The following is a 22,453-nucleotide window of genomic DNA, read 5'->3' as shown; positions in this document are numbered from 1 at the left end:
CGGGTCGTCGCGATCGGGGCCTCGTCGGACCCGCGGGCCCGGCCGAAGTGGACCTCCTGGACCCGTCACGGCCCGTTCAGCGGCGGGGGTCGATCATCGTCATGCCGGCGACTTTCGCCCGGTCGAACACCGGCAGCAGCGCGGCCGCCTCCTCGAGCCCGATGGTGCGCTCGACGAGTCTCTGTGGCTGCAGAGCGCCCTGTGCGATGAGCGACATCATGGCCGGATAGTCGGCCGCTGCCATGCCGTGGCTGCCGAGCAGGTCGAGCTCCCAGCCGATCACCCGCGCCATCGGCACCCGCGGGTGGCCGTCGACCGGCGGCAGCAGGCCGATCTGGACGTGACGCCCTCGTCGGCGGAGGCTGAGGAGGGCATCGGCGCAGGTCTGCTCGCTGCCGACGGCGTCGACGGCGACGTGGCAGCCGCCGCCGGTGAGGTCGGCGACGGACGCGGCGATGTCGGTCCCGTCCGCGCGCAGCGTGTGTTCCGCGCCGAGCTCGCGGGCGACGGCGAGCGCCTCCGGGCTCCGGTCGACCGCGATGACACGTCCGCCCAGGGCGCGGGCGACCATCACCGCGCTGAGCCCCACCCCGCCGGCACCGACCACGGTCACCCACTCCCCCGGGGCGACCCGCCCCCGGTGGGCCAGGGCCCGGTACGCCGTGGCGAACCGGCACCCCAGACCGGCCGCGGTGGCGAAGTCCACGTGCTCGGGAACGGCCACGAGGTTCGTGTCGGCGCCGTGCAGCGCGACGTACTCGGCGAAGGACCCCCAGTGGGTGAAACCCGGTTGCTCCTGGTCGGGACAGACCTGCGCGTCGCCGGACCGGCACCAGTCGCACCGTCCGCAGCCGCACACGAACGGGACGGTCACCCGGTCGCCGGTCCTCCAGCGGCGCACGCCCGGCCCCACCGCGACGACCACTCCGGCGAGCTCGTGCCCGGGGACGTGGGGCAGCTCGATCTCGTCGTGTCCGGCCCACGCGTGCCAGTCGCTGCGGCACAGACCCGTGGCCATCACCCGCACGACGACCCCGTCCGGCGGTGCCATGGGCTCGGCCACGTCCCGCACCTCGGGCCGGCCTCTGACAGCATCGATGACGACTGCGCGCATGCACCCACTTTCCCACAGCCCTGCGGCAGCGAGAGGATCGAGGGGACGGCGGCGGCGGACCAGCACGTGGAGGCACCGCGCCAGTTCTCGACCTTCCCGCAGGGAACGTCCCGCAGGGAACGGTGCGGGCACTGCCGCTGTAGGGTGATTTCGAACACAGCAACCCCGATCCGGGGCGCAGCTCCCTGCTCGGAGCATCCGGCCGGACCCCGTGCGCGCGAGCGGTCCGGGACGATCGGGCGGTGAACACCGACCACCGGGGACAGGTCTCCCTGCCGGTCCGCGCCCGGTTCCGGGACCCCCGGACCATCGATCTCGCAAGGACGAACATGAGCACAACGAACGAGGCCTCCTTCGAGGCCCACCGAGCCCGCATCGACGACGACGGCGGGGCGCCGGCCAAGTGGAAGGTCGTGGGCCCCGGCCTGGTGGTCGCGGCCACGGGCGTCGGAGCCGCGGACATGGTCGCCACCCTGGTCGCCGGCTCCCGCTACGGGTACGGGCTGCTGTGGGCGGTGGTCCTCGGCGTGATCCTCAAGATCATCCTGGTCGAGGGCGCCGGACGCTTCACCCTGGCCACGGGACGCACCATCTTCGAGGGCTGGCGCTCCCTGGGCCGGTGGACCACCTGGTACTTCGGCCCCTACATCATGATCTGGGGCTTCGTCTACGGCGCCACGGCGATGTCCTCCGCGGCCCTGCCCCTCGCCGCCGTCTTCCCGGTGCTCCCCCTCTGGGCCTGGGCGATCATCATGGGCCTCCTGGGGTTCGTCATGGTGTGGTTCGGGAAGTACGCCACCTTCGAGAAGATCACCGCCGCACTGGTCGGCCTCATGTTCGTCACCGTGGTGGGACTGGCCGTCATCGCCACGCCCAACATCCCCGAGATGCTCCGGGGCCTGGTGCCCCTCATCCCCGAGGGCGGTGTGCTCTACACCCTGGCGCTGGCGGGCGGCGTGGGCGGCACCATCACGCTGGCGGCCTACGGCTACTGGTTGCGCGAGAAGGGCTGGTTCACGCCCAAGTGGATGCGGGTCATGCGGATCGACAACTCCATGGCCTACGTGGTGACGGGGCTGTTCGTCATCGCGATGCTCATCGTGGGCGCCGAGGTGGTCCGTTCGGCCGGCCTGGCGCTCAGCTCCGGCGACGAGGGCCTGCTCGACCTCTACACCGTGCTGCGCGCCGAGTACGGCGACGTGGTCGGCACCGGCTTCCTCCTCGGATTCTGGGCCGCGTCCTTCTCCTCGATCATCGGCGTCTGGAACGGCGTCTCCCTCATGTTCGCCGACTTCTGGGGCAACATCCGCGGCAAGGAGTCCGGTCACCCCGACACCCGGGTGGGCGGGAAGTACTTCCGTTTCTACGTGCTGTGGCTGACGTTCCCGCCCATGATCCTCTTCGCCCTGGGGCAGCCGATCGGCCTGATCCTGCTCTACGGCATGCTCGGCTCGCTGTTCATGCCGTTCCTCGCCCTCACGCTGCTGGGCCTGCTCAACGGCCGGCGGATCCCCCGGGAATGGGCCAACAGGTGGCACTCGAACATCGCCCTGGGGCTCACGGCCCTGCTGTTCGCCGTCCTGGGCGCCCAGCAGCTGGTCAAGACGGTCGCACCGGTCCTCGGCGGCTAGGACCGGCGCGGGAGATCCGCCCCGCCGACCGGTCGTGCCGCCCACCGCGGCCCCGACCCGGCGGCGCGCCGCCGGGCTAGGGCGACGGGGCGAGCAGCTGCGCGGTCGTCACGACCCCGGCGAACTCGCCGTGCAGGTTGACCCCGGTGATCCGGGACAGTTCGGCCGCGGGCACGACCGCGCCGTCCGGGCCGGTGCGGTCGAAGGTGTGGGTGGCGTCCAGGGGGAAGTGGACCCGGTAGCCGAGGTTGCCGCCGACCCGCGCCGTGGTCTCGCAGCAGTGGTTGGTCGTGATGCCGCAGACGACCAGTTCCCCGACGTCGTGGGCGCGGAGCCAGGCGTGCAGGTCCGGGCTGCCGTGGAAGCTCGAGTTGACGCTCTTGCGCACCAGCAGGTCCGGGGTGCCGGTGAGGATGTCCTTGAACGCGTTGCCGGGATTGTCCGGGTGCAGCGGCGAGGTCGGCGTGGCGGAGTCGTGGCGGACGAAGACCACCGGGCGGCCGGTCTCCTGCCAGTGGCCCAGCAGGGCGGCGATGTTCGCCTCGCACGACGGGTTGTCGCGCCGGCCCCAGTACCCGGCGTCGTCGAAACCGCGCTGGACGTCGACGACGATCAGGGCGGCGCGCGGGCCCGGGGCCGAGGAGGTCGTCACGCTCGGAACGATACACCCGCCGGGACGAGGACGGTCCGCGCCGGCGTCCCTCCGCCCACCGGAAAAGGAGCGCCGGGCGGAGGGACGCCGGGGCGGTCGCTCAGTAGGCGACGCCGAACCGCCGCCGGGAGTGGGCCGGGCGCTCGATCTCGTCGACGACCGCCGTGGCCAGATCGGCCCCGGAGACGAAGGACCGGCCGTCCTCGTCGGTGAGCAGGACGTCGCCGCCGATGCGGAAGGTGCCGGTGGCCTCCCCGGGGGCCCACGCGCCGAACTCGGCGGCGGGGCTGACGTAGAACCAGTCCAGGCTCTCCGGCGCCGCGCGCAGGGCCTCCAGCAGCGCCTCACCGGTCCTGACCTCGGGCAGGAACTCGGTGGGGAACCCCTCGGTGTCCATGAGCTTCGGCCCGCCCTCCGCGACCAGCAGGGACCCGGCCCCGCCCACCACGCCCAGTCGCGCTCCGGCGTCCTCGGCCAGCACGGCCAGCCGGTCGACCACGCCCTCGAGCCTGCCCTCGAGCTCGCCGCGCGGGGAGACGGTCTCGACGACCACGTCGGCGTCTCCGACGGCCCGGGCGAGGACGGCGTCGTCGAGCACCGAGCCGGTGCGGTAGGTGGCGCCCTCGACCGGTTCCGCCGGGGTGCTGCGGCTGACGGAGGTCACCTCGTGACCTCGGGCCACCGCCTCGGCCACGATGTGCGCGCCAGCGTAGCCGGTGCCGCCGAGAACTGTGATGCGTGCCATGGACTGCTTCTCCTCGAGAGGGGGACGGACAGGATTCCGTGCGGAACCGCCGCTGGTTACTGTAGGTAAGTCACACGCTGCCGGGAAGCAGGCACCGGAAAGTGCGTGACCGACCCCCGGTGACCGACGAGGAGACCCATGAGCGAGCACCCTGCCGACCCCTACCAGAGGCACTGTCCGTCCCGGCAGCTGCTCGACCGGATCGGGGACCGCTGGACGGTCCTGGTGATCGGGTCGCTGACCGGCGGGCCGCTGCGGTTCTCCGCGCTCGCCGCCCGGGTGGAGGGCGTCTCCCAGAAGATGCTGACCCAGACCCTGCGCGCCCTGGAGCGCGACGGCCTGGTGACCCGCACGGTGTATGCCCAGATCCCGCCGCGGGTGGAGTACGAGCTCACCGAGGCCGGGCACACGCTCCAGGAGCCGCTGCGGGCGCTCGAGGACTGGGCGGTCACGCACATGCCGGACGTCCTCGCAGCGCGGGACCGCTACGACGCCGCCCGCAGCCGGTGAGGGGCCGGGCGGCATGAGCACGACCTACCGGTACGACGTGGAGATCCTGCACCTGCTCGTCTCCCCCGGCCACGCCTACTTCGGCCGCGCCCGGGACGGCGCCGCGGACGTCCCCACGGCCGACGCCGAGCGCGCCGAGCTGGTCACCGGCAAGGGGATCGTGGGCGACCGGTTCTTCGGAAAGGCCGCGCACATGGACGCGGCCGTCACCCTGCTCGCGGTCGAGGCGCTCGAGGCCATCGCCGACGATCTCGGGGCCGGTCCCTTCGACCCGATGCTGGCGCGGCGCAACGTGGTGCTGCGGGGCGCCCAGCTGGCCCCGCTGCTGGGCGAGGAGTTCGCCCTGGAGTCGGACGGTGAGCTGGTGCGCCTGCGGGGCGGGCGGCCCGCCCACCCCTGCGCCTGGATGGACCGGGTGCTGGCCCCCGGAGCGCACGCCGCGATGCGCGGGCGAGGAGGCCTGCGCTGCCGGCCGCTGTCCGACGGGGTCCTGCACCGAGGACCGGCCGTGCTGCTCAGCCCGGTGCCGCTCGAGCCCGACCGGGCCGGGGACGCGGTCCGGCTGCGCCCGGCCCGGCTGCCCTAGGCGCGCCGGCGCCGGAGCGCGCGCCGGATGAGGATTCCACCGGCCGCGATCAGCGCCAGGGGCCACACGGAGGCGACCGCGGACAGCAGCACGGTGGCCTCCAGGGCGATCAGCACCGCCAGGACGGCCAGGGCCGCGGCGGGGATCCACGCCCACCGGTTCCGGTCCGGGCCGGTCGGCAGCACGGCGACCAGCGCGGACGTGACGGCCAGCCCCGCGAAGAACACGGCTGCGGCGGCCGAGTCCCCCTGGAGCGCGGCGGTGACCACGGCGTGCAGCGCCACGGTGATCAGCCCACCGGCCGGGACGATGGCCCACCACCGGCGGTGGTCGCTCAGGTAGACCGCGGCGAACCCCGCCCCTCCCCCGCACAGGAAGACCGCGCCGCCCCACTGCTCGCTGCTGGGCACACCGGCCTCGTCGATCAGCACGAGCGCGCCGAGGCCCAGCAGCGTTCCCCCGGGGATCGCCGCCCACCACGTCGACGCGTCCGTGGCGAACAGCGACCAGAAGGCCGCCGCGCCCGCGACGAAGAGCAGTCCCCACAGCACCCCGACGACCCCCAGGAGACCGGTCGCCTCCAGGAGCAGCAGCACCCCGGCGGCGAGCAGCAGGGCTCCCAGCACGATCATCGCGGTCCTCCGTGACACGGCACCCACCCCCGGCTCCAGGGTAGGTCCCTCGCGCCCGTGCCCGGCAGGACACGGACCCGGGCGCGGGAACGAGACGTCACAGGCGACGACGCCCCTGGCGACCATCTCATTGCAGTCGTAAACTGAGGTTCTCTTCTCGTGCATCGCTGCACCGGGAGCCCGCTCCCGGTCTCGTCCGTTCCCCGGGGCGCACCGCACACCGGGGAACGTCCACCGGTCGGCTGGGGGCCGACCGACGTCTGCGGCACACCGTTCCTGCACCCGTGCCGACGGTCCTTCTCACCACTTCGGGGAACCCACCATGAAACACTCACTCACCTCCCGCGTCCTCGGCGGCGCCTCGGCGGCCGCGCTGGCCGCCACCGGGATCGCCATGGGCGGCGCGGCCCAGGCCGCGACAGCGCAGCCCATCTTCTCCTACAGCCAGGGCTGGCGCGTGGACCAGCACGTGCGCGAGCTCGCCGACGTCAACGGCGACGGCCGCGCGGACGTCGTCGGCTTCGGCAACGCCGGCGTCCAGGTCGCCCTCGGCCGGGCCGACGGCACCTTCGGCCCGCCGATGATGAGCGTGCGCGACTTCGGCGCCGCGCAGGGCTGGAGCAACGCCCGGCACATCCGGACGCTGGCCGACGTCGACGGCGACCGGCGCGACGACATCGTGGGCTTCGGCAACGCCGGGGTCTACGTCTCCTACTCCCAGGGCGACGGCAGCTTCACGGCGCCCGTGCTGAAGGTCCGCGACTTCGGCTGGAACCAGGGCTGGCGCGTCGACCGGCACCCCCGTCAGCTCGCCGACCTCAACGGGGACCTGACCGCCGACATCGTGGGCTTCGGGCACTCCGGCGTGCACATCTCCCACGGCCAGAGCGACCGGACGTTCACCGGCACGGGCAAGCGCATCGACAGCTTCGGCTACGACCGGGGCTGGCGGACCGACATGCACCCGAGGATGCTCGCGGACATGGACGGGAACGGCACGGCCGACATCGTGGGCTTCGGCCACGCCGGCACGTACGTCTCGTACTTCTCACGGCCCGGGGACACGTTCACCCAGCCGGAGCTGGAGATCCGCGACTTCGGCTACGCCCAGGGGTGGCGCGTGGGCGAGCACCCGCGGATGCTGGCCGACGTCAACATCTACGCCGTCGAGCCCATCGCGTCCGCGGACATCGTCGGCTACGGCTACGCGGGGGTCTACACGGCGTACTCGCTCAACCACGGCGAGTACACCGGGGTCGAGCTGGAGCCGCGCAACTTCGGACAGGCCCAGGGATGGGACGGCGACCGGCACCTGCGCACGCACGCCGACATCAACGTCGACGGCATCCAGGACCTCGTGGGCTTCGGCAACGCCGGGGTCTACGTGGCCCACGGCCGCGCGAACAACACGTACGGCCCGACCTATCTGAAGGTGGACGCCTTCGGCTACGACGACGGCTGGACGGAGGATCGCTATCCGCGCGAGCTCGGTGACGTGAACGGCGACGGTCGCGACGACGTCGTCGGCTTCGGGCACTCGGCCACGTACGTCCAGCTCTCCTGAGCCGGTCCGGCTCGGCACGACCGGCGCCGCCCCCGCCCGGACGGGGGCGGCGCCGCCGTGCGGGCGGGGGCGGACGAGGAACGGGCGGTGTGACGGAGACCCCGGAATAGCCGGCGCGGCGTCTCGGTTCTGTACCATGTCAACACCCCACTTCCCGCTCAGAGGAGCATGCACCCCACCATGGCCACCGATTACGACGCCCCGCGCACCCGGCCCGAGGACGAGCCGGCCAACGAGTCCCTGGAGGCCATCCAGGCCCAGCGCAGCGCCGCCACCCAGACCGCGGTCATCGACACCGAGGACTTCGACACCGCCGAGGGCATCGACCTGCCCGGCGCCGACCTCTCGCACGAGGAACTGACGATCCAGGTCGTCCCGGAGCAGCTCGACGAGTTCACCTGCGGGTCCTGCTTCCTGGTCCGCCACCGCAGCCAGCTCGCCCGCACCACCGCCGGCGTCCGGTACTGCACCGACTGCGAGGACTGAACCCGCCCGAGGGCAGGCGGGCCGCACAGCGCCCGGGCACCACGTCGTGCTCCGGCGCGGACCGCCCGTCACCGAGAGAGCGCCACCCGGCCCCGCCGGGTGGCGCTCTCTCGGTGACCGCGGTGCCCGGGACCGGCTACGGGACGGCGGGCCCGGGCTCCGCGGCGCTCGCGTGGACGTGGGCCGCCATGGTCACCACGGTGATGAGCTGCGCCGCGATCACCACGAAGGTCCAGCCGCCCTCGGCGACGACGAGATGGACGGCGGCGGGGATGACGACGAGCAGCGGCAGGGCACGGACCGCGACCCGGCGCCCGCGTTCGCCCAGGGTCTCGGCACCGGCGGGCGACGCCGCCGGGTCCTCGTCGAGGTCGGGGCCCGCCGGTCCGCCCGCGCCGAGGACGTCGGCCCAGCGGCGCCGGTACCGGGCGTGGTGGAGCATGCCGGCCGTCACCACGAGGTACAGCACGGCCACGAGCGCCGTGACGAAGAGCAGCACCTGGCCCTCGTCGTCGCCCGTGCGCCATCCCACGGCGAGACCGAGGGCCACGGGGAGCAGCCAGAGCCCGAGGAGCGTCTTGTCGGTGCTGGTCAGCACGTGGCCCTCCCCTGTTCGGACGTGCCCGGTCATCGCATCCTCGCACCCCGGGGAGCGTCCTGTCTGACCCCTCATCCGGGGGCGGGCGGGCCGTCCGACAGGGGCGGGCGCCCCGGACCGGAGTCCGGTGCGCCCGCCCCTGTCGAGCCCGGCGGTCTCAGCCGCGCCGGGCGGCCCGGGCGTCCGCGACGATGCCCACGACGTCGTCGAACAGCGGATGCCCGGGCTCCAGGCCCGTGAGCTCCGTGGCGAGGGCCTCGTCCGGGTCCGGCCCGCGGAGCATCTCCCCCAGGCGCACCGCCTCCGGGTCGTCGGGGGCGTCGAAGCGCAGGGCCGCGGCCATGGCCTCCTGCAGCGCCCCCGTGCCCAGGCCGCGCTCGGCGAGTTCGGCGGCCGGTCCGGTGAACCGCTCGTGCCGGCTCAGCTTGCGCAGCGGGGCCCGGCCCACGCGGTCCACCGTGTCCGGCAGCTCGGCGTTGGCGAAGCGGGTGAGGATCTTCTGGACGTACGCCTCCTGCTCCTCCGGGTCGAAGCCGTGCTTGGCCACGAGCAGCGCCTTGGTCTCCTGCAGCACGGCCTCGACCTTGGCCCGGATGCCCGGGTCGGCCAGCGCGTCGGAGAGCTTCTGCTTCCCGGCCGCCCGGCCGAAGTACGCGGCGGCCGCGTGGCCGGTGTTGACCGTGAACAGCTTGCGCTCGATGTAGGGGCCCAGCGAGTCGACCCAGGTCACTCCGGGGATCTCCGGGACGGCGTCCCCGAACGGGCCCCTCTCGATCGCCCACTCGAGGTACGGCTCCACCCGCACGTCCAGGCCCGCCCCCGGCTCCTGGTTGGGGACGATGCGGTCCACGGCGGTGTTGGCGAACAGCGCCCGCGCGTCCACGGCGGCGTCGTCGAGGCCCTCGGCCCGGGCGGCGGCCCGCACCTCCCGCTCCAGCAGGTCCGTGGCGTTGATCGCGTTCTCGCAGGCCATCACCGCCTGGCGCGGTGCTCCGGCGGGGCGCGCGGCCAGGCCCTTGGCGATGGCGGGGGCCACGAACCTGAGGATGTTCGGCCCCACCGCCGTGGTGACCAGCTCGGCCCGGCCCAGCTGCTGCACGAGCTCCGCCTCGTCCGTGGCCGAGTTGACCGCCCGGTAGCCGTCGACGACGTGGTCGCGCCCTCCCTCCCCCGCCTCGTGCACCGTATAGGCGGGGGTCGAGGCCAGCGCGTCGATCAGCGGCGCCGCCACGTCCGCGAAGACCAGTTCGTAGCCCGCCTCGTGGAGCAGCAGCCCCACGAAACCCCGCCCGATGTTGCCCGCACCGAAGTGCACTGCTGTGCTCATGGGTTCACCTTCCCGAAGACGTCCATCACATCGCCCACGGTACGCGCCGCCTCCCGGCAGGACACCTGTTCCCCGCCCCGAGCCCCGTGACGACTCCCAGAGGGCCCCCGGCGACGGAGCCCCCGGCGGACGTCCCCGGGCCGGGACACCGGGGGTCACACTCGTGCCCCGGGCCTCGTCCCCGGCGCGCCGCGGCGGACGCGAGCGCCGTCGGCCGTAGAACTGGAGGGTGCCTCGTGCGCGCTCCCCCGCCCGCACCCTCTCCTCGAGGCGCCTTCCCCCTCGTTCCCCCAGGAGAACCATGAGCAGCTTCCCCCCGTCCGCCCCTGCCCGGGTGGCAGGCCCTGTCACCGGAGGCCCCGTCACTCGAGGCCCCGGTGCCTGGTCCCGGGCCGCGTCCCTGGTCCTGGCCCTCGGGCTGCTGACCGGGTGCGCCTCGAGCACGGCCTCCAGCGACCCGACGCCCGTCCTGGGCACCGTGTCCACGGTCCCGGCCACGTCCTCCCCGCCGGCGAGCGCCACGCCCGGTGCCGGCCCGTCGCCGACGGCCACGAGGACCCCGGGGTCGGTCACCACGGTGACGCCGGCGCCCGCGGACACCCCCGCCCGGACGGCCGATCCGCCCGGGAGTGCGCTGCCGGCCCTGGAGCAGCTGACCGTGGCCGCGGCGGGGACGATGTCCGACTACGACCGGGCCGCGCTGTTCGGCGGATGGATCGACGCGGACGGCGACTGCGAGGACACCCGCAACGAGGTCCTGGCCCGGGACCTGACCGACGTCACCTCGGAGGACGGGTGCACGGTGGCCACCGGCACCCTCGAGGACCCCTACACCGGGTCCACCATCGCCTTCGTCCGCGGGGTGGCGACCTCCGGCGACGTCCAGGTGGACCACGTCGTCTCCCTCGGCAACGCGTGGGTCACCGGGGCGCGCCGGCTCTCCCAGGCCGACCGCGTGGCGCTGGCCAACGACCCGCTGAACCTCCTCGCGGTCGACGGGCCCGCCAACGGGTCGAAGTCCGACCACGACGCGTCCGGGTGGCTGCCGCCCCACGAGGCCTTCGCCTGCGAGATGGTGGCCATCCAGATCGCGGTGAAGTCCCGGTACGGGCTGTGGGTCACGGTCCCGGAGAAGGACGCGATGGCCGAGGTGCTCGCCACCTGCCCGGAGCAGCAGCTGCCCGAGGGCGCCCCCTTCGGCGACATCCCCGGCGGGTCCACCGCGGAGTCCGCTGCCCCGGCCGTCCCGTCGCCCGTCCCGGCACCCGTCCAGGAGGCTCCGGTGCCCGCTGTCCCGGCGGACGTGCACTACCGGAACTGCGCGGCCGCCCGGGAGGCCGGCGCCGCTCCGCTGCACCGCGGCGACCCCGGCTACCGGCAGGCCCTGGACCGCGACGCCGACGGCGTCGCGTGCGAGGGCTGAACCGGGGACCCGGGGGCTACCAGCTGCCGGCCCACTCGGGCCCCGCCGGGCGCGGACGGGACAGCGCGCTCCAGACGGAGCCCAGGGCCATCCCCACGAGCCACAGGCACGGGAACCACCAGTGCCACCCGCCCAGGTGCAGGCAGAACGCCACGACGAGGACGACCGTCAGCAACAGGTTCATGAACAGCAGCGTCATCTGGCCCGGCATGGTACCCCTTCTCCTCGGCGGTGTGCCTCGGGCATCGTGGCACGGCGCACCCGGCCCCGTCTGACCCCTCTTGCGGGGGCAACCGGGGCGGAGCGACCGGCCCCGTGGACGCGGGAGCGGTGCGGCCCGGCCCGGGCCGGACGGGGCGGAGGACGGCGACCGGGCTCAGAGGCCGGTGAGGACGTCGAGGGCGGTCCGCAGTCCCTGCTCCTGCCGGACCGTGCGGCCCACGGCCGCGGCCCGCTCCCGGCGGGCGAGGGCCTCGCCCAGCGCCGGGACCAGCGTCCCCGCCGTCAGCCTCCGGTACGGCACGGGGGCCGGGGCGATCCCGAGCCGGTGGAGCTGCCGGGCCCAGAACGGCTGGTCGGCGAGGAAGGGGACCACCACGGACGGGACGCCCGCGCGGGCCACGGTGTGCACGGTGCCCGCCCCGCCGTGGTGGACCGCCACGGCCGCGGCCCGCAGCACGGCGGCCAGGGGCGCGGCCGGCACCACCAGGACGTCGTCGCCGCGGCAGTCCTCCGGCAGGGCCAGACCGCCCCACCCGGTGAGCAGCAGCGTCCGCAGACCGTGGGCGCGCGCGCTCTCGACGACCGCCCGCCCCCGGGCGGTCGCGTCGCCCGCCGCCATGGACCCGAAGGTCGCCACGAGGTAGGGGCCGCCGCGCACGAACCCGTCCAGTACGGGGTCCGGCGGCGGGTCCTGCGGCGGCTCGTGCCAGGCCCCGGTCAGGTGGACCGCGGCCGGCCAGTCGGCGGGCCGCGGCAGCAGGTGCGGGCTCGCCCCGATCAGCGTGGCGCGGGACGCCGAGCGCGGCGCCGGGGCCCTGCCGCCGGGCAGCTGCGCGCACGCCCGCTCGACGTCGGCGCGGAACAGGCGCGCGGCGCTGCGGGGCACCGCGTACGTCGCCCGGTTGAACCGCCCGAGGTCCGCGCTGACCGTGGGCCCGCCCGGGGCGGAGAAGAAGCGGGTGGGCGTGGCCACGGGGACGAACTCGGTCAGCACCCGCGGGACGCCCAGGGCGTCGGCCACGGCCGGTGCGGTGAGGACCAGCGGGTGGTGCAGCACCAGGTCCGGGCCGAACGCCAGCGTCTCCCGCACGGCGGCCGAGAACATCCGGCGCATCCCGGGGCGGACCTCGGCGCGGTAGTGGCGCACGGCCGTGCGCGGCGAGAGCCCGTCGGTGCGCAGGAGGCGGTGGAAGTCCACCCCGAGGCGCACGGTGTCGAGCCCGGACAGGTCCACGCCGGTACGCTCCGGCACGCCCAGCCGGACCTCGTGGCCGCGGGCGGTGGCGTAGCGGGCCAGGGCGGCGAACGGCTCCACGTCGCCGCGGGTGCCGGAGGTCAGGAGCATCATGCGCACGACCACAGTCTGCCCCGGGGAGGGACCGCGCACGAACCGGCGGGACACCCCCTCCCCTCGCCATGCGTCCGGGCCGCCCGCACGGCCGGTGCCCCCGCGGGCCACGTAGGGTGGGACGTGCCCGATCCACCCGGGTGCCCGCCGTCCGAGGAGGATCAGCTCCGTGCCACCAGCAGGCCTGTCCCCCGCCGCCCAGCGGATGGTCCACATCTCGCGGCCGGTGCTCTGGATCAACACCCTGGGCCCCGGCGTGCTGGGCATGTGGCTCACGGGCTCGCTCCTGCGGTGGGAGGCGGTGCCGCTGCTGCTGTGGCTGAGCCTGCCGTTCAACCTGCTGATCTACGGCGTCAACGACATCTTCGACCAGGACACCGACGCCCTGAACCCGCGGAAGGGGTCGCTGGAGGGCGCGCGGATCAGGTCCTCCGAGGTGCGCACCATCTGGGTGGCCGTGCTGGTCACCAACCTGCCGTTCGTCGCCTGGTTCGCGCTCACGCTCGGGCCCGCCGCGCTGGGCTGGATCGCGGCGTACGTCCTGGTCTTCGTGTTCTACTCGGCGCCGCCGCTGCGCTTCAAGGCCCGGGCCTTCCTGGACTCCCTGAGCAACGCCGCCTACGCGTTCCCCCTGGTGTTCTCGGCCTACGCGCTCGGGGACGCCCCCGTGTGGCCGGCGGCGCTGGGCCTGATGGCCTGGAGCGTGGCCAAGCACGCCTTCGACGCCGTCCAGGACATCGAGGAGGACCGCGCGGTGGGCATCACCACGACGGCGGTCCGGCTGGGCCCGCGCGGCACCGGCTGGTGGAGCGGGGCGTGGTGGGCCCTCTCCGTGCTGTGCTTCGCGCTCGTCAACGTCCCGGTGGCGGTGGTCAACGCGCTGATCGCCGGGTGGCTCGTCGTCTCCCTCCTGCGGGAGCCGGCCCCGGCCACCGGCCACCGGCTCTACCGGTACTCCATCGCGTTCCCCTACGTCGCCGGCACCGTGGCCGGGGTGCAGCTGGCGGCGGCGCTGATCCTGGGGCTGTACCCGTGAGCCGCGTCGTCGTCGTCGGCGGCGGGATCGGCGGGCTCACCGCGGCCGCCCTGTTGGGACACGCCGGCCACCGCGTCACCGTGCTCGAGGCCGCCGAGCACGTCGGCGGCAAGAGCCGGCGCATCGAGCAGGCCGGGCAGCGGATGGACACCGGCCCGTCCCTGGTCACCTTCCCGGGGGTGTGGGAGGAGCTCCTGCGCCGCCTGGACGCGCTGCGGGGCGCCGGCCCGGCCGAGCCGGCGCAGGGTGTCCCGAGCGCCGCGGAGCTCGCCCGCCTGGAGCTGGAGCGCCTGCCCGGCGTCGGGACGTACTACTACCACGGCACCCGGTGCGAGCTGCCGGTGGCGCCGGGGCATCCCTGGCACGCCGCGTGGGTGCGCTTCGAGGCCGAGCACGGCGGGCTCGGCCCGGACCTCACCCGGCTCCTCACCACCGCACCACTGGACCGGAGCTCCTATCCCGCGCTGGCCGCGCTGGGACGGCTCTACGGGGCGCGCCTGACGACCCGCAGCTATCTCGACGGCCTCACCTGGATGCCGGAGGGACTGCGCGAGGTGATCGCCATCCACACCCTCAACGCCGGCGTCAGCCCCTCGCGCACCCCGGCGCTCTACGCGAGCATGCCCGCGGTCATGGCCCGGGACGGCGTCTGGATCCCCCGGGGCGGGGTGTACGAGCTGGTCGAGTCCCTGCGCCGGCTGGCGGTCGGTGCCGGCGTGGAGATCCGCACCGGCGAGCCGGTCACCTCCGTCGCCCGGGGGCGGGTCGTCACCGCCGGGGGCGCGTACCGGGCCGACGCCGTGGTCAGCGGGGTCGACGCCCACCGGCTGGGCGGCCTCCTCGCCGGGCGCGCTCCGCGGCGGCCGCGCACGCTCAGCTGCTCGGCGATCGCGATCTACGCCGTCCTGGAGTCCGGTCTCCCCGCGGGAACGCCCGGGCACAGCGTCATCCTGCCGGACCGTCCCGCGGAGCTCTACGCCAGCCTGGAGGCCGGGGCGGAGCCCGCCCAGACCATGGCCTTCGCGAACTACTACCCGGCCCACGGCGTCTACCCCAACAGCGCGCCCACGCTCGCCCTGCTCCTGACCGCTCCGGCCAACGGGAAGGCGTACACGCTGGACGACCCCTTCGTGGCGCGCGAGCTCGCCCGCGCGACGCAGGTCCTGGGCCTGCGGACCCCGCTCCGGGAGCACTTCCGCAGCGCGCAGATCCTCGACCCCGCGTCCTTCGCCGTGCACGGCTCCGCGCAGGGCGCGCTCTACGGGGCGGTCCGCCCGACGTGGCTCAGCGGTCCCCTGCACGTCCCGTCCCACCGCAGCCTCCTGCGGCCGTGGCTGTGGCGGGTGGGGGCCTCCGTCCATCCGGGCGGCGGGCTGCCCGCCGTGCTGGGCGGGGCGATGATGGCGACGGACCGGCTGCTGCGGCACCTGCCCGCGCCGTCCTGATCCGCACGGACGGGGGCGCTCCCCGGCACGGACCGGCCGGGCGGGCGTCCACCCCCGGGCACGGGCCGTCCCGGTCCGCCGCCGGGCCTCAGGTCCCGCAGTAGGTGATGTACGGGCCGAAGTCCTCCGCCGCGGGGGCGGCGTAGCGCTCCAGGCCCGGGCGCTCCTCGTAGGGCGCGGTCACCGCCTCCAGGAGCCGTCCGAGCGGGTCGAGGTCGCCGCCCGTGGCGGCCGCGAGCGCCTCCTCGACGAGGTGGTTGCGCGGGATGTAGACCGGGTTGGTCCGGTCCATCACCCCGGGGTCGGGGTCGAGGGCGCGCCAGCGCCCGGCCCAGTCGTCGAAGGCCCGCAGGTCGAGCACCAGGTCCCGGGCGGGCCGGACGTCCCCCCGGGCCGCCGCGCCGAGGCCGCGGAAGAAGGACGTGTGGTCGACGTGGTTGGCGTGGAGCAGCGCGAACAGCTCCTCGGCCAGCGGGGAGACGACCTCGGCGCCGTGCTCCGGGCGCAGACCGAGCTTGGCGCGCAGGCCGGTCGTCCAGGCCGTGCTGTAGTGCCAGCCGAACGCACCGAGCGCCTCCTCCGCGAGCTGGACCGCCCGCTCCTGGTCCTCGTCGAAGAGGGGCAGCATGGCCTCGGCGAGCCGGGCGAGGTTCCACTCGGCCACGACCGGCTGGTTGCGGTAGGCGTAGCGGCCCCGCTCGTCGATCGAGCTGTAGACGGCGGCCGGGTCGAAGGCGTCCATGAACGCGCACGGCCCGTAGTCGATGGACTCGCCCGAGATCGTCATGTTGTCGGTGTTCATCACCCCGTGGACGAAGCCCACGAGCATCCACTGCGCCACCAGGGACGCCTGGGCCGCGACGACGGCCTCGAACAGCGCGAGATGAGGCCGCTCGGCCGCCGCGGCCCCGGGGTGGTGGCGGGCGACGGCGTGGTCGGCGAGGCGGCGCAGCAGCTCGGCGTCGCCGCTGGCCCGGGCGTACTGGAAGCTGCCGACCCGGAGGTGGCTGCTCGCCACCCGGGCCAACACGGCTCCCGGCTGCGGGGTCTCGCGGCGCACCCGCCGTCCGGTCCCCACGACGGCGAGGGAACGCGTCGTGGGGATGCCCAGGGCGTGCATCGCCTCGCTCACGACGTACTCGCGCAGCATCGGGCCGATCGCGGCGAGCCCGTCGCCGCCGCGCGCGAACGGCGTGCGCCCGGAGCCTTTCAGATGGAGGTCGCGGAGGCGGCCCTCGGGGTCGACGAGCTCGCCGAGCAGCAGGGCGCGCCCGTCGCCCAGGCGGGGGTTGAAGAAGCCGAACTGGTGCCCGGAGTAGGCCTGTGCCACCGGGGTGGCACCGTCGGGGACGAGGTTGCCGACCAGCAGCCGCAGTCCGTCCGGGCTCCGCAGCGCGGCGGGGTCCAGTCCGAGCTCGGTGGCGAGCGGCTCGTTGAGCACGAGCAGCTGCGGGTCGGCGACCTCGTCGGCACGCCAGGGCAAGGACATCTCGCCGAGCTCCCGGGCGAAACCGCCCTGAAGGGAGACCGCCGACAGGGATGAGATGATCATCCTACTTATGATACAGGGGGCCGGGCCACGGGACCAGCCCCGTCACCGGTCGATCCGGGCCTCCTGTTCCGTGTCCGGCTCCATCACGCCCGCCCCTCGGTCGTGATGGGCGGGCGCTGCGCGGTCTGCCGCACGTGCCGCAACGAGTCGGCGACGTACCGTCCACAGCTGTGCCGGTCCGCGTGACGTGACCCCCGTCAGGCGGACGCCTCTTTCTGTGTCACGAGCTGCTGCTCGTGGTCGGTGGGGCTGTGGTCACCCAGTCGGGAGCGGCGGCGGCGAGGAACGTGCGGCCGAACTCGCAGGCGGTGTACTGCGATCCGCGGTCCGCGTGGTGGATCGGTCCGGGCCCGGGCTTCGCCGGTGAGGATGGCCATGCCGACCGCGTCCGGCACCAGCTCGGTCCGGAGGTGGTCGGCCATCGCCCACCTTCCGCGAGCAGGCATCGATCACCACGGCGAGGTACAGGAATCCTTCCCAGGTCCGCAGATACGTGATGTCGGCGACCCACAGCCTGTTCGGGGCCTCGGCGGTGGATCGGCGCTCGACCAGGTCCGGGGCCGTCGCTGTCGAGGCGGAGCGTCTGCCGTACTCCCCGCAACACTCCAGGTACGACCTGGTCTGCGCACACGGCTCATGCCGTGCATCTGTTGGCGAGCTCAGGCAGACACGAGATTCCGACGATCACCGGCGTCATCCCGACAACGGCGGTGCTCCCCCTGCTTCCCCCCGTCCGCGCTGTAACCTCGCCCAGTGACTGTGCAGAAGACTACCCCGCGAAATGTGACCGTACCCATCGTGGCTCAGGACGTCCGTCGGCTCCCTGGCTGCTACCTCGTGGGTGGATCGGCGCACGAAGTCACTGCTGACGCCGAACGGTTGATCACGGTGTCGATGGCTGACGACCATACCGTGGTCGAAGCCGCGGGGGACGAGGGGAACTGGGTCGCTCTGTACACAGGCGGCACAGCGCACGACCTCGACACCCCCGGCATGACCGTCTCGCTGATCGCGCCCTTGTCGGCGGCGGGAATCCCCGTTTTCGTGGCCTCAACAGCATCCGCGGATCTGGTGCTCGTCCCTCTTCGAGCCCTTCCAGCTGCGAGGTCGAGCTTGATCGCGGCGGGTCATACCTTCCACGACCTGACGGACAACGGTTCCCTGGACGAGGACCGCTGAGCAGCATCGGCTCGTCCGAGTCGGCGCTGTCGGTGCGGCGAGCTCGATCAGCGATCGTCTGTTCTCGTGGGCTGATCCGACGCCCCTTTCCGACGATCCTTGCGCCGAGCTCGGATTCGGCGGAGGCCGCGATCGCCCAGGGGCCTCTCATGTGGTGATGCAGTGCCCACGACAGGCTGCCGTCACCACTTTTGGTGCGCGACCGGATGACCGGTGGCGCCGGATATACCCCCAACGCAACAACTGAGGTCGATCAGGACGCCACCTCGGAGCACCCTTCCCTCGTAGTGTGCAAGGACCATCTACCAGGAGGTCCACCATGACTGAGGTCTTCACTGTCGGACTGCTCATCCCGCTGTTCATGCTCATCGTTTCCCTGCTGGTGCTCTACTGGGTGATCCGCAAGGCGGTGACCGCCGGCATCAAGGACTACGCCCAGAAACACGGCGATCGCATGGGCAGCGGAGGGCCGTAGACGATCGGGGACTGACATGCAGGCAACGCTCATCGCTTTGAACTCGACCTGTATGGTGCTGCTGATCGTGACGGTGTTCACCGGGCGCTACAAGTTCCAGTGAAGCGATACGAAGCTCGTGATGGCCGCCCTGACGATCTGATGGCCGCCCTGACGATCTGCGCGGTATCAATCGGTGGGTCACTGCTCATTACCTCCATGAGGTGAAACAGCTCGCCCGAGCGATCCCAGGCGTGCGTCGGAGCACGGCCCCGGGGCCTTCCGATAGCTCAGGGATGTGGGGCTGTGCCGTGGCATAAGCAGGCAGGAGTGAGGAGAGCCTCGAGCGGGACCTGACGCACACAGAGATCGCAACCTGAGGCTCCAACCCAGAGGTCTTCATGGGCTTCGAAGTCCTTCCCTACTGGCCCATCGGGAACTCCAACTGCACGGGGTGAGCACGGGTCTCCGCGTGCAGTTACTCCGCTGGTGTTGGATACGGTGGCCGGGCCATCCACTTCTATTCCAAAGGTCTTCCTGATGCCTGTTCCACCCTCGATCACTCTGCGCCCGTTCCATGAGACGGACACCGCCTTCTTCACCGACCTGGCCACCGACCAACGCGTGACCCGCTACGTGGGCGACGGTCGGCCTTGGGCGCCGCAGCTCATCCAGGAGCGACTTCGCACCGCCCTGCAGCGGATGCCGGTGGAGCAGGTCGGGGCCGTCCGGTGGTCCATCGCCGAGGAGGCCGGCGAGGCGGTCGGCCTGGTCGTCTCCACTCGGTGGGAGAAGGGTGTGGAGGTCGGCTACCGGGTGTCCCCCGAGCACTGGGGTCGTGGGGTGGCCGGGGCCATGGTCGACCTGGCTGCGGACATGGTCCCGGAGATCTACGGCCGGGCCCGGCTGATCGCCCGCGTCGACCCGGCCAACACAGCCTCGGCCCGCGTTCTCACTCGCCGCGGTTTCGGACTGGAGGCCAGTCAGGATGGCCTCGACCGCTACGTCCTGGTGCAGACGCAGTAGCCAGCAAGGACCGCCCAGGAACCCCATGCGGGCAGTGATGATGCGCAATGGACCGGTGACGGTCTGGTGCGTGGACGGTCACTGTCGCTACGGGGCCACCCAGGTCTGAACATCCCGGCCTCGTTCACCAGCAGCGCACCTGCTGCCGCGGGCAGAAACAGCAAGGCGGGCAACCACTCAGTGACTGCGAAGAGGCCCAGCGCGAAGAAGAGAACGACGATCGCAGCGACTCGGACTTTGTTGTGCATGACATCACTTCCGCAAAGTCTGTGAAGCCCAACATCGGGCTCCCGGACGCACTCGCCGCCCGACTCAGCGTGCGGGCCCGCAGTGCGAGTAGGAACCCCTACTGCAACATGTGGGTTCAGCAGGCTCATCATCGTCCCAGTATTGATGGGGATCCATCGGTGAGTTGTCCGAGTCTTCCGCTGTGAGGCGGTTGTTACCTATGGAGTCCTGGGGCGGCGCATGGCCGCGTAGACGGCGCCGGCGCTGAACAGGGCCTGGGTGCCCAGGAGCGGCCAGGTGACGGTCCCCATGACGAGGGCGAGCACAGCCGGCATCAGGACGAGCAGCCCGAAGGTGTGGGCTGCGGTGAGCTGGGAGATCACGCCGATGGGCACTAACCCCGCATCGGTCATGACCACCGCACCGGACCAGTCCAGCGGGGCGCGGCGGGCACCGATGACGGCGGTGGCCCCGAGGCCGGTCCCGGTCAGAGCCCCAAGGACAGCCAATGAAGCCGTTCCGGTCAGGATCCCGAGGACACCGAGGACGAGGGCTGTCCAGGCGGCCATGGCCAGGCACGGGGTGAGCACCCGGACGAGGCGTGCGACGGTGGCCGAGATCGGCAGGATCGTCTCCACCTCCGGGGTCAGGGCCGTGATCCGGGTGGCCGCGGCGGCGAGATCAGCTGCGATCAGGGCGGTGATCACCAGCGCCGGGACCACCACGACGGGGGTGCTCCAGCCGGGGGTGGTGGCGATCATCAGCATCGCTCCGGCCGCAGCCGTCCAGAGGGGAAAGGGGCCGGGCAGCCGTAGCCACCCGATGGTCTCGGCCCGCCACAGGGCCACCCAGGGGCGGGTGGGTCGGTGCGGCACCAGCAGAGGGCCGCGACGGCTACGACGTGGCAGCGGGGTCAGGGCCCGGTAGAGGTCCTGGAGGTCGAAGGTGGCGGCCGCGGCACGAACGACCGTGGCGTGACCGCTGCCGGCCTCCAGCTGCGCCCAGCCCAGTCCCTCCACGGACCGGCGGGCCCGGACCACCGCGATTCCCAGCAGCACCAGGGCGACGGCAGCCGCTGCCAGCGCTGGGGCCGGGTCCAGCACCCACCCCAGAACCGTGCCGTCGACCGCGGCCATGCCTTCGCTCACCCGGCAGGTGAGCAACCCCCACCCGGCTCCGGCGACCAGGCAGCCGGCAACGACCCAGGGCAGCGCCCCGGTGAGGGCGCTGCCGCCATCTCGCGGGGCCGACCGCGCTTGGAGGATCACGGCCGCCCCCGATACGGCTGCCCCCACCGCGGTGATCGCCAGGGCCAGGGGCAGCAGGGCCCAGATGGGGCCCGTGCTCAGCGCCACCGCCACGGCCATGACCGCGCAGACCAGGGCACCGGTCACCGCGCCGCGGGTGAGCACCTGGCGCAGTGCCCGGTGCAGGAACGGGCGCCGGTCCACCGGCAGCTGGAACCCCCACACCAGTTCGGCGCGGTCGGCGGCGACCGGGCCGCTGGCCTGCAGCACCCACACCCCCAAGGCCCCCAGGGCAAGCACCCCCAGACCCAGGGCGGCCGGTGCGGGCAGGCCCGTATCACCGGGGATGAGGGCCTGGTGCAACCAGGAGGTACCGGTCACGGTGGGTGTGCTGGGGTGCTGCAACAGGCTGGCGGTGATGGCTGCGATCACGGCCAGGGAGAAGAAGCAGATGTAGAGATCGGTGAGCCGTTCCCCCAGCGGCCGGTGGGTGCGGGGTTTGGCCGTGGCCCGTGCGCTGGCCCATGGGTCGAATGCAGTGGCGCCGTGCTCGAGCTGATTCGCTGCAGCCCCTGGTGTGGTGGTCGGATTCACCGTGGGGCTCCGGTGATCAGGGCGGCGCCCCGGGCGGGGTCCACCTCGGTGACCGTGCTGTCGATCAACAGACACCGGGTCGAGACCGTGGTCAGGAACCCGGGGTGGTGGGTGATCACCACCGCGCATGCCCCGGCCCGGGCGAGGGCGAGGAGGCGATCGGCCAGGGCAGCGACCATGGTCGGGTCCAGGCGCTGCTCGGGCTCGTCCAGGAACAACACCTCGGCCGGACGCAGGAAGGCCGCGGCCAGCAGCAGCCGGCGACGCTGGCCCGAGGACAGGGCATCGGGAAGCGCATGGGCGCGGGCCGTGAGGCCGAAGAACTCCAGCTCCCGGGCCACCACCTCCCCCGGGTCGCCCATCCCGTGCCCGGCGGCCACCAAGCGCAGGTGCTCCTGAACACTCAGACCGGGAAACCAGGCGTCGTCGTCGAACACCGCCGCCACCGCCCGCCGCCACGCCGCCGAGTCCTCCCGCCGGGGCCGGCCGGCGAAGTGTACCGCACCGGCCAGGGCCTCCTGGCGTCCGGTGATGGTGCGCAGCACCGTCGACTTCCCGGCCCCGTTGGCCCCCACGATGGAGACGATCTGCCCGGGCTCCACGCTCAAGGACACCGGTCCGCACACCGGTGTCCCGGAAAAGCCACAGGACAGGTCACGCACATCGATCAGCGGCGCACGGCCAGGCATGGAAGCAACTCCAAGGTGTGGGGGCAATCCTTCAATCCTAGGAGCAGCCCCTGCGCGAGGCCTCCACCTGGGGGAGGAGGCGCGGGGTGGAGAAGTGACCTCAGGTAGGAGGACGGTCGATCTCTGGGCTGGGCCCTCGTCTTGTCCCCGAGGACAGGCGGTAGA

General features: G+C 73.2%; 23 protein-coding genes. 11 read left to right on the top strand and 12 right to left on the bottom strand.

Features of this window, described 5'->3' with window-relative positions; translation table 11 throughout:
* Window positions 1-76: 76 nt before the first annotated feature.
* On the bottom strand, window positions 77-1,114 hold the full coding sequence (locus tag RE027_RS14280) for a zinc-binding dehydrogenase (RefSeq protein ID WP_368808936.1): 1,038 nt from the start codon (window positions 1,112-1,114) through the stop codon (window positions 77-79).
* 329 nt (window positions 1,115-1,443) lie between these two features.
* Here RE027_RS14280 and RE027_RS14275 point away from each other — a divergent pair, with 329 nt between their 5' ends.
* A complete protein-coding gene (locus tag RE027_RS14275) occupies window positions 1,444-2,745 on the top strand; it encodes an Nramp family divalent metal transporter (protein ID WP_368808935.1) in 1,302 nt (433 codons plus the stop codon).
* A gap of 76 nt (window positions 2,746-2,821) precedes the next feature.
* Here the strand turns inward: RE027_RS14275 and RE027_RS14270 are convergent, their stop codons facing one another.
* Together RE027_RS14270 and RE027_RS14265 are read right to left on the bottom strand one after the other, a co-directional pair.
* Window positions 2,822-3,397: a cysteine hydrolase family protein gene (locus RE027_RS14270; RefSeq protein WP_368808934.1), complete on the bottom strand. Its 576-nt coding sequence runs from the start codon at window positions 3,395-3,397 to the stop codon at window positions 2,822-2,824.
* A gap of 100 nt (window positions 3,398-3,497) precedes the next feature.
* Window positions 3,498-4,142, bottom strand: coding sequence for an NAD(P)-dependent oxidoreductase (locus tag RE027_RS14265; protein WP_368808933.1), 645 nt, complete (start codon window positions 4,140-4,142; stop codon window positions 3,498-3,500).
* A 138-nt stretch (window positions 4,143-4,280) separates the two neighbouring features.
* On the opposite strand from RE027_RS14265, the gene RE027_RS14260 reads away from it, so the two are divergent.
* Window positions 4,281-4,652: a winged helix-turn-helix transcriptional regulator gene (locus RE027_RS14260; RefSeq protein WP_368808932.1), complete on the top strand. Its 372-nt coding sequence runs from the start codon at window positions 4,281-4,283 to the stop codon at window positions 4,650-4,652.
* A gap of 13 nt (window positions 4,653-4,665) precedes the next feature.
* Window positions 4,666-5,238 carry an MOSC domain-containing protein gene (locus RE027_RS14255; RefSeq protein WP_368808931.1) on the top strand — a complete coding sequence of 191 codons (573 nt, stop codon included), beginning with the start codon at window positions 4,666-4,668 and terminating at the stop codon, window positions 5,236-5,238.
* On the opposite strand, the gene RE027_RS14250 is transcribed toward RE027_RS14255, so the two are convergent.
* Window positions 5,235-5,870: a hypothetical protein gene (locus tag RE027_RS14250; protein WP_368808930.1), complete on the bottom strand. Its 636-nt coding sequence runs from the start codon at window positions 5,868-5,870 to the stop codon at window positions 5,235-5,237. The genes RE027_RS14255 and RE027_RS14250 overlap by 4 nt on opposite strands.
* Window positions 5,871-6,192: 322 nt before the next feature.
* Between RE027_RS14250 and RE027_RS14245 the strand changes: the two genes are divergently transcribed.
* A complete protein-coding gene (locus RE027_RS14245) occupies window positions 6,193-7,434 on the top strand; it encodes an FG-GAP repeat domain-containing protein (RefSeq protein ID WP_368808929.1) in 1,242 nt (413 codons plus the stop codon).
* A gap of 180 nt (window positions 7,435-7,614) precedes the next feature.
* Window positions 7,615-7,920, top strand: a complete 306-nt coding sequence (locus RE027_RS14240) for a DUF4193 domain-containing protein (RefSeq protein WP_368808928.1) — start codon at window positions 7,615-7,617, stop codon at window positions 7,918-7,920.
* A gap of 136 nt (window positions 7,921-8,056) precedes the next feature.
* Here RE027_RS14240 and RE027_RS14235 read toward each other — a convergent pair whose 3' ends face one another.
* The gene (locus RE027_RS14235; protein WP_368808927.1) at window positions 8,057-8,551 is read right to left on the bottom strand and encodes a hypothetical protein; all 495 of its coding nucleotides are present in this window, start codon (window positions 8,549-8,551) and stop codon (window positions 8,057-8,059) included.
* Window positions 8,552-8,675: 124 nt separating this feature from the next.
* On the bottom strand, window positions 8,676-9,845 hold the full coding sequence (locus tag RE027_RS14230; RefSeq protein ID WP_368808926.1) for a mannitol-1-phosphate 5-dehydrogenase: 1,170 nt from the start codon (window positions 9,843-9,845) through the stop codon (window positions 8,676-8,678).
* Between the two features lie 301 nt (window positions 9,846-10,146).
* Between RE027_RS14230 and RE027_RS14225 the strand changes: the two genes are divergently transcribed.
* Window positions 10,147-11,268, top strand: coding sequence for an excalibur calcium-binding domain-containing protein (locus tag RE027_RS14225; protein WP_368808925.1), 1,122 nt, complete (start codon window positions 10,147-10,149; stop codon window positions 11,266-11,268).
* 16 nt (window positions 11,269-11,284) lie between these two features.
* Here the strand turns inward: RE027_RS14225 and RE027_RS14220 are convergent, their stop codons facing one another.
* The gene (locus RE027_RS14220) at window positions 11,285-11,479 is read right to left on the bottom strand and encodes a hypothetical protein (protein WP_368808924.1); all 195 of its coding nucleotides are present in this window, start codon (window positions 11,477-11,479) and stop codon (window positions 11,285-11,287) included.
* 165 nt (window positions 11,480-11,644) lie between these two features.
* Window positions 11,645-12,838, bottom strand: coding sequence for a glycosyltransferase (locus RE027_RS14215; protein ID WP_368808949.1), 1,194 nt, complete (start codon window positions 12,836-12,838; stop codon window positions 11,645-11,647).
* 169 nt (window positions 12,839-13,007) lie between these two features.
* Between RE027_RS14215 and RE027_RS14210 the strand changes: the two genes are divergently transcribed.
* Complete coding sequence (locus RE027_RS14210) at window positions 13,008-13,874, top strand: UbiA family prenyltransferase (protein ID WP_368808923.1); 867 nt, start codon at window positions 13,008-13,010, stop codon at window positions 13,872-13,874.
* Window positions 13,871-15,319, top strand: coding sequence for a phytoene desaturase family protein (locus RE027_RS14205; protein ID WP_368808922.1), 1,449 nt, complete (start codon window positions 13,871-13,873; stop codon window positions 15,317-15,319). The genes RE027_RS14210 and RE027_RS14205 overlap by 4 nt, the downstream gene beginning before the upstream one ends.
* 88 nt (window positions 15,320-15,407) lie before the next feature.
* On the opposite strand, the gene RE027_RS14200 is transcribed toward RE027_RS14205, so the two are convergent.
* Both RE027_RS14200 and RE027_RS14195 read right to left on the bottom strand, forming a co-directional pair.
* Window positions 15,408-16,871 (bottom strand): protein adenylyltransferase SelO, encoded by a 1,464-nt coding sequence (locus RE027_RS14200; protein WP_368808921.1) that lies wholly within the window; start codon window positions 16,869-16,871, stop codon window positions 15,408-15,410.
* A 255-nt stretch (window positions 16,872-17,126) separates the two neighbouring features.
* Window positions 17,127-17,423: a DDE-type integrase/transposase/recombinase gene (locus RE027_RS14195; protein ID WP_438612442.1), complete on the bottom strand. Its 297-nt coding sequence runs from the start codon at window positions 17,421-17,423 to the stop codon at window positions 17,127-17,129.
* Between the two features lie 201 nt (window positions 17,424-17,624).
* Here RE027_RS14195 and RE027_RS14190 point away from each other — a divergent pair, with 201 nt between their 5' ends.
* From RE027_RS14190 to RE027_RS14180, 3 genes are all read left to right on the top strand, one after another.
* Window positions 17,625-18,050: an ACT domain-containing protein gene (locus RE027_RS14190; RefSeq protein WP_368808920.1), complete on the top strand. Its 426-nt coding sequence runs from the start codon at window positions 17,625-17,627 to the stop codon at window positions 18,048-18,050.
* 319 nt (window positions 18,051-18,369) lie between these two features.
* Window positions 18,370-18,525: a hypothetical protein gene (locus tag RE027_RS14185; protein ID WP_368808919.1), complete on the top strand. Its 156-nt coding sequence runs from the start codon at window positions 18,370-18,372 to the stop codon at window positions 18,523-18,525.
* A 519-nt stretch (window positions 18,526-19,044) separates the two neighbouring features.
* Window positions 19,045-19,530: a GNAT family N-acetyltransferase gene (locus tag RE027_RS14180; protein ID WP_368808918.1), complete on the top strand. Its 486-nt coding sequence runs from the start codon at window positions 19,045-19,047 to the stop codon at window positions 19,528-19,530.
* A 446-nt stretch (window positions 19,531-19,976) separates the two neighbouring features.
* Here the strand turns inward: RE027_RS14180 and RE027_RS14175 are convergent, their stop codons facing one another.
* Both RE027_RS14175 and RE027_RS14170 read right to left on the bottom strand, forming a co-directional pair.
* On the bottom strand, window positions 19,977-21,599 hold the full coding sequence (locus RE027_RS14175) for a DUF6297 family protein (protein ID WP_368808917.1): 1,623 nt from the start codon (window positions 21,597-21,599) through the stop codon (window positions 19,977-19,979).
* Window positions 21,596-22,213, bottom strand: coding sequence for an ABC transporter ATP-binding protein (locus RE027_RS14170; protein WP_368808916.1), 618 nt, complete (start codon window positions 22,211-22,213; stop codon window positions 21,596-21,598). Before RE027_RS14170 ends, RE027_RS14175 begins: the two co-directional genes overlap by 4 nt.
* Between the last annotated feature and the right edge of the window lie 240 nt (window positions 22,214-22,453).

It is taken from the genome of Kocuria sabuli (genome assembly GCF_040981185.1).
In the GTDB taxonomy this organism is placed as follows: domain Bacteria; phylum Actinomycetota; class Actinomycetes; order Actinomycetales; family Micrococcaceae; genus Kocuria; species Kocuria sabuli.
This window is presented reverse-complemented; position numbering and strand designations above follow the sequence as displayed.

Coding starts and splice junctions, on each gene's coding strand:
- RE027_RS14280 (WP_368808936.1), bottom strand. CDS start 1,114: ATGCGCGCAGTCGTCATCGATGCTGTCAGAGGCCGGCCCGAGGTGCGG.
- RE027_RS14275 (WP_368808935.1), top strand. CDS start 1,444: ATGAGCACAACGAACGAGGCCTCCTTCGAGGCCCACCGAGCCCGCATC.
- RE027_RS14265 (WP_368808933.1), bottom strand. CDS start 4,142: ATGGCACGCATCACAGTTCTCGGCGGCACCGGCTACGCTGGCGCGCAC.
- RE027_RS14260 (WP_368808932.1), top strand. CDS start 4,281: ATGAGCGAGCACCCTGCCGACCCCTACCAGAGGCACTGTCCGTCCCGG.
- RE027_RS14255 (WP_368808931.1), top strand. CDS start 4,666: ATGAGCACGACCTACCGGTACGACGTGGAGATCCTGCACCTGCTCGTC.
- RE027_RS14250 (WP_368808930.1), bottom strand. CDS start 5,870: ATGATCGTGCTGGGAGCCCTGCTGCTCGCCGCCGGGGTGCTGCTGCTC.
- RE027_RS14245 (WP_368808929.1), top strand. CDS start 6,193: ATGAAACACTCACTCACCTCCCGCGTCCTCGGCGGCGCCTCGGCGGCC.
- RE027_RS14240 (WP_368808928.1), top strand. CDS start 7,615: ATGGCCACCGATTACGACGCCCCGCGCACCCGGCCCGAGGACGAGCCG.
- RE027_RS14235 (WP_368808927.1), bottom strand. CDS start 8,551: ATGACCGGGCACGTCCGAACAGGGGAGGGCCACGTGCTGACCAGCACC.
- RE027_RS14230 (WP_368808926.1), bottom strand. CDS start 9,845: ATGAGCACAGCAGTGCACTTCGGTGCGGGCAACATCGGGCGGGGTTTC.
- RE027_RS14225 (WP_368808925.1), top strand. CDS start 10,147: ATGAGCAGCTTCCCCCCGTCCGCCCCTGCCCGGGTGGCAGGCCCTGTC.
- RE027_RS14220 (WP_368808924.1), bottom strand. CDS start 11,479: ATGCCGGGCCAGATGACGCTGCTGTTCATGAACCTGTTGCTGACGGTC.
- RE027_RS14215 (WP_368808949.1), bottom strand. CDS start 12,838: ATGATGCTCCTGACCTCCGGCACCCGCGGCGACGTGGAGCCGTTCGCC.
- RE027_RS14200 (WP_368808921.1), bottom strand. CDS start 16,871: ATGATCATCTCATCCCTGTCGGCGGTCTCCCTTCAGGGCGGTTTCGCC.
- RE027_RS14185 (WP_368808919.1), top strand. CDS start 18,370: ATGACTGAGGTCTTCACTGTCGGACTGCTCATCCCGCTGTTCATGCTC.
- RE027_RS14180 (WP_368808918.1), top strand. CDS start 19,045: ATGCCTGTTCCACCCTCGATCACTCTGCGCCCGTTCCATGAGACGGAC.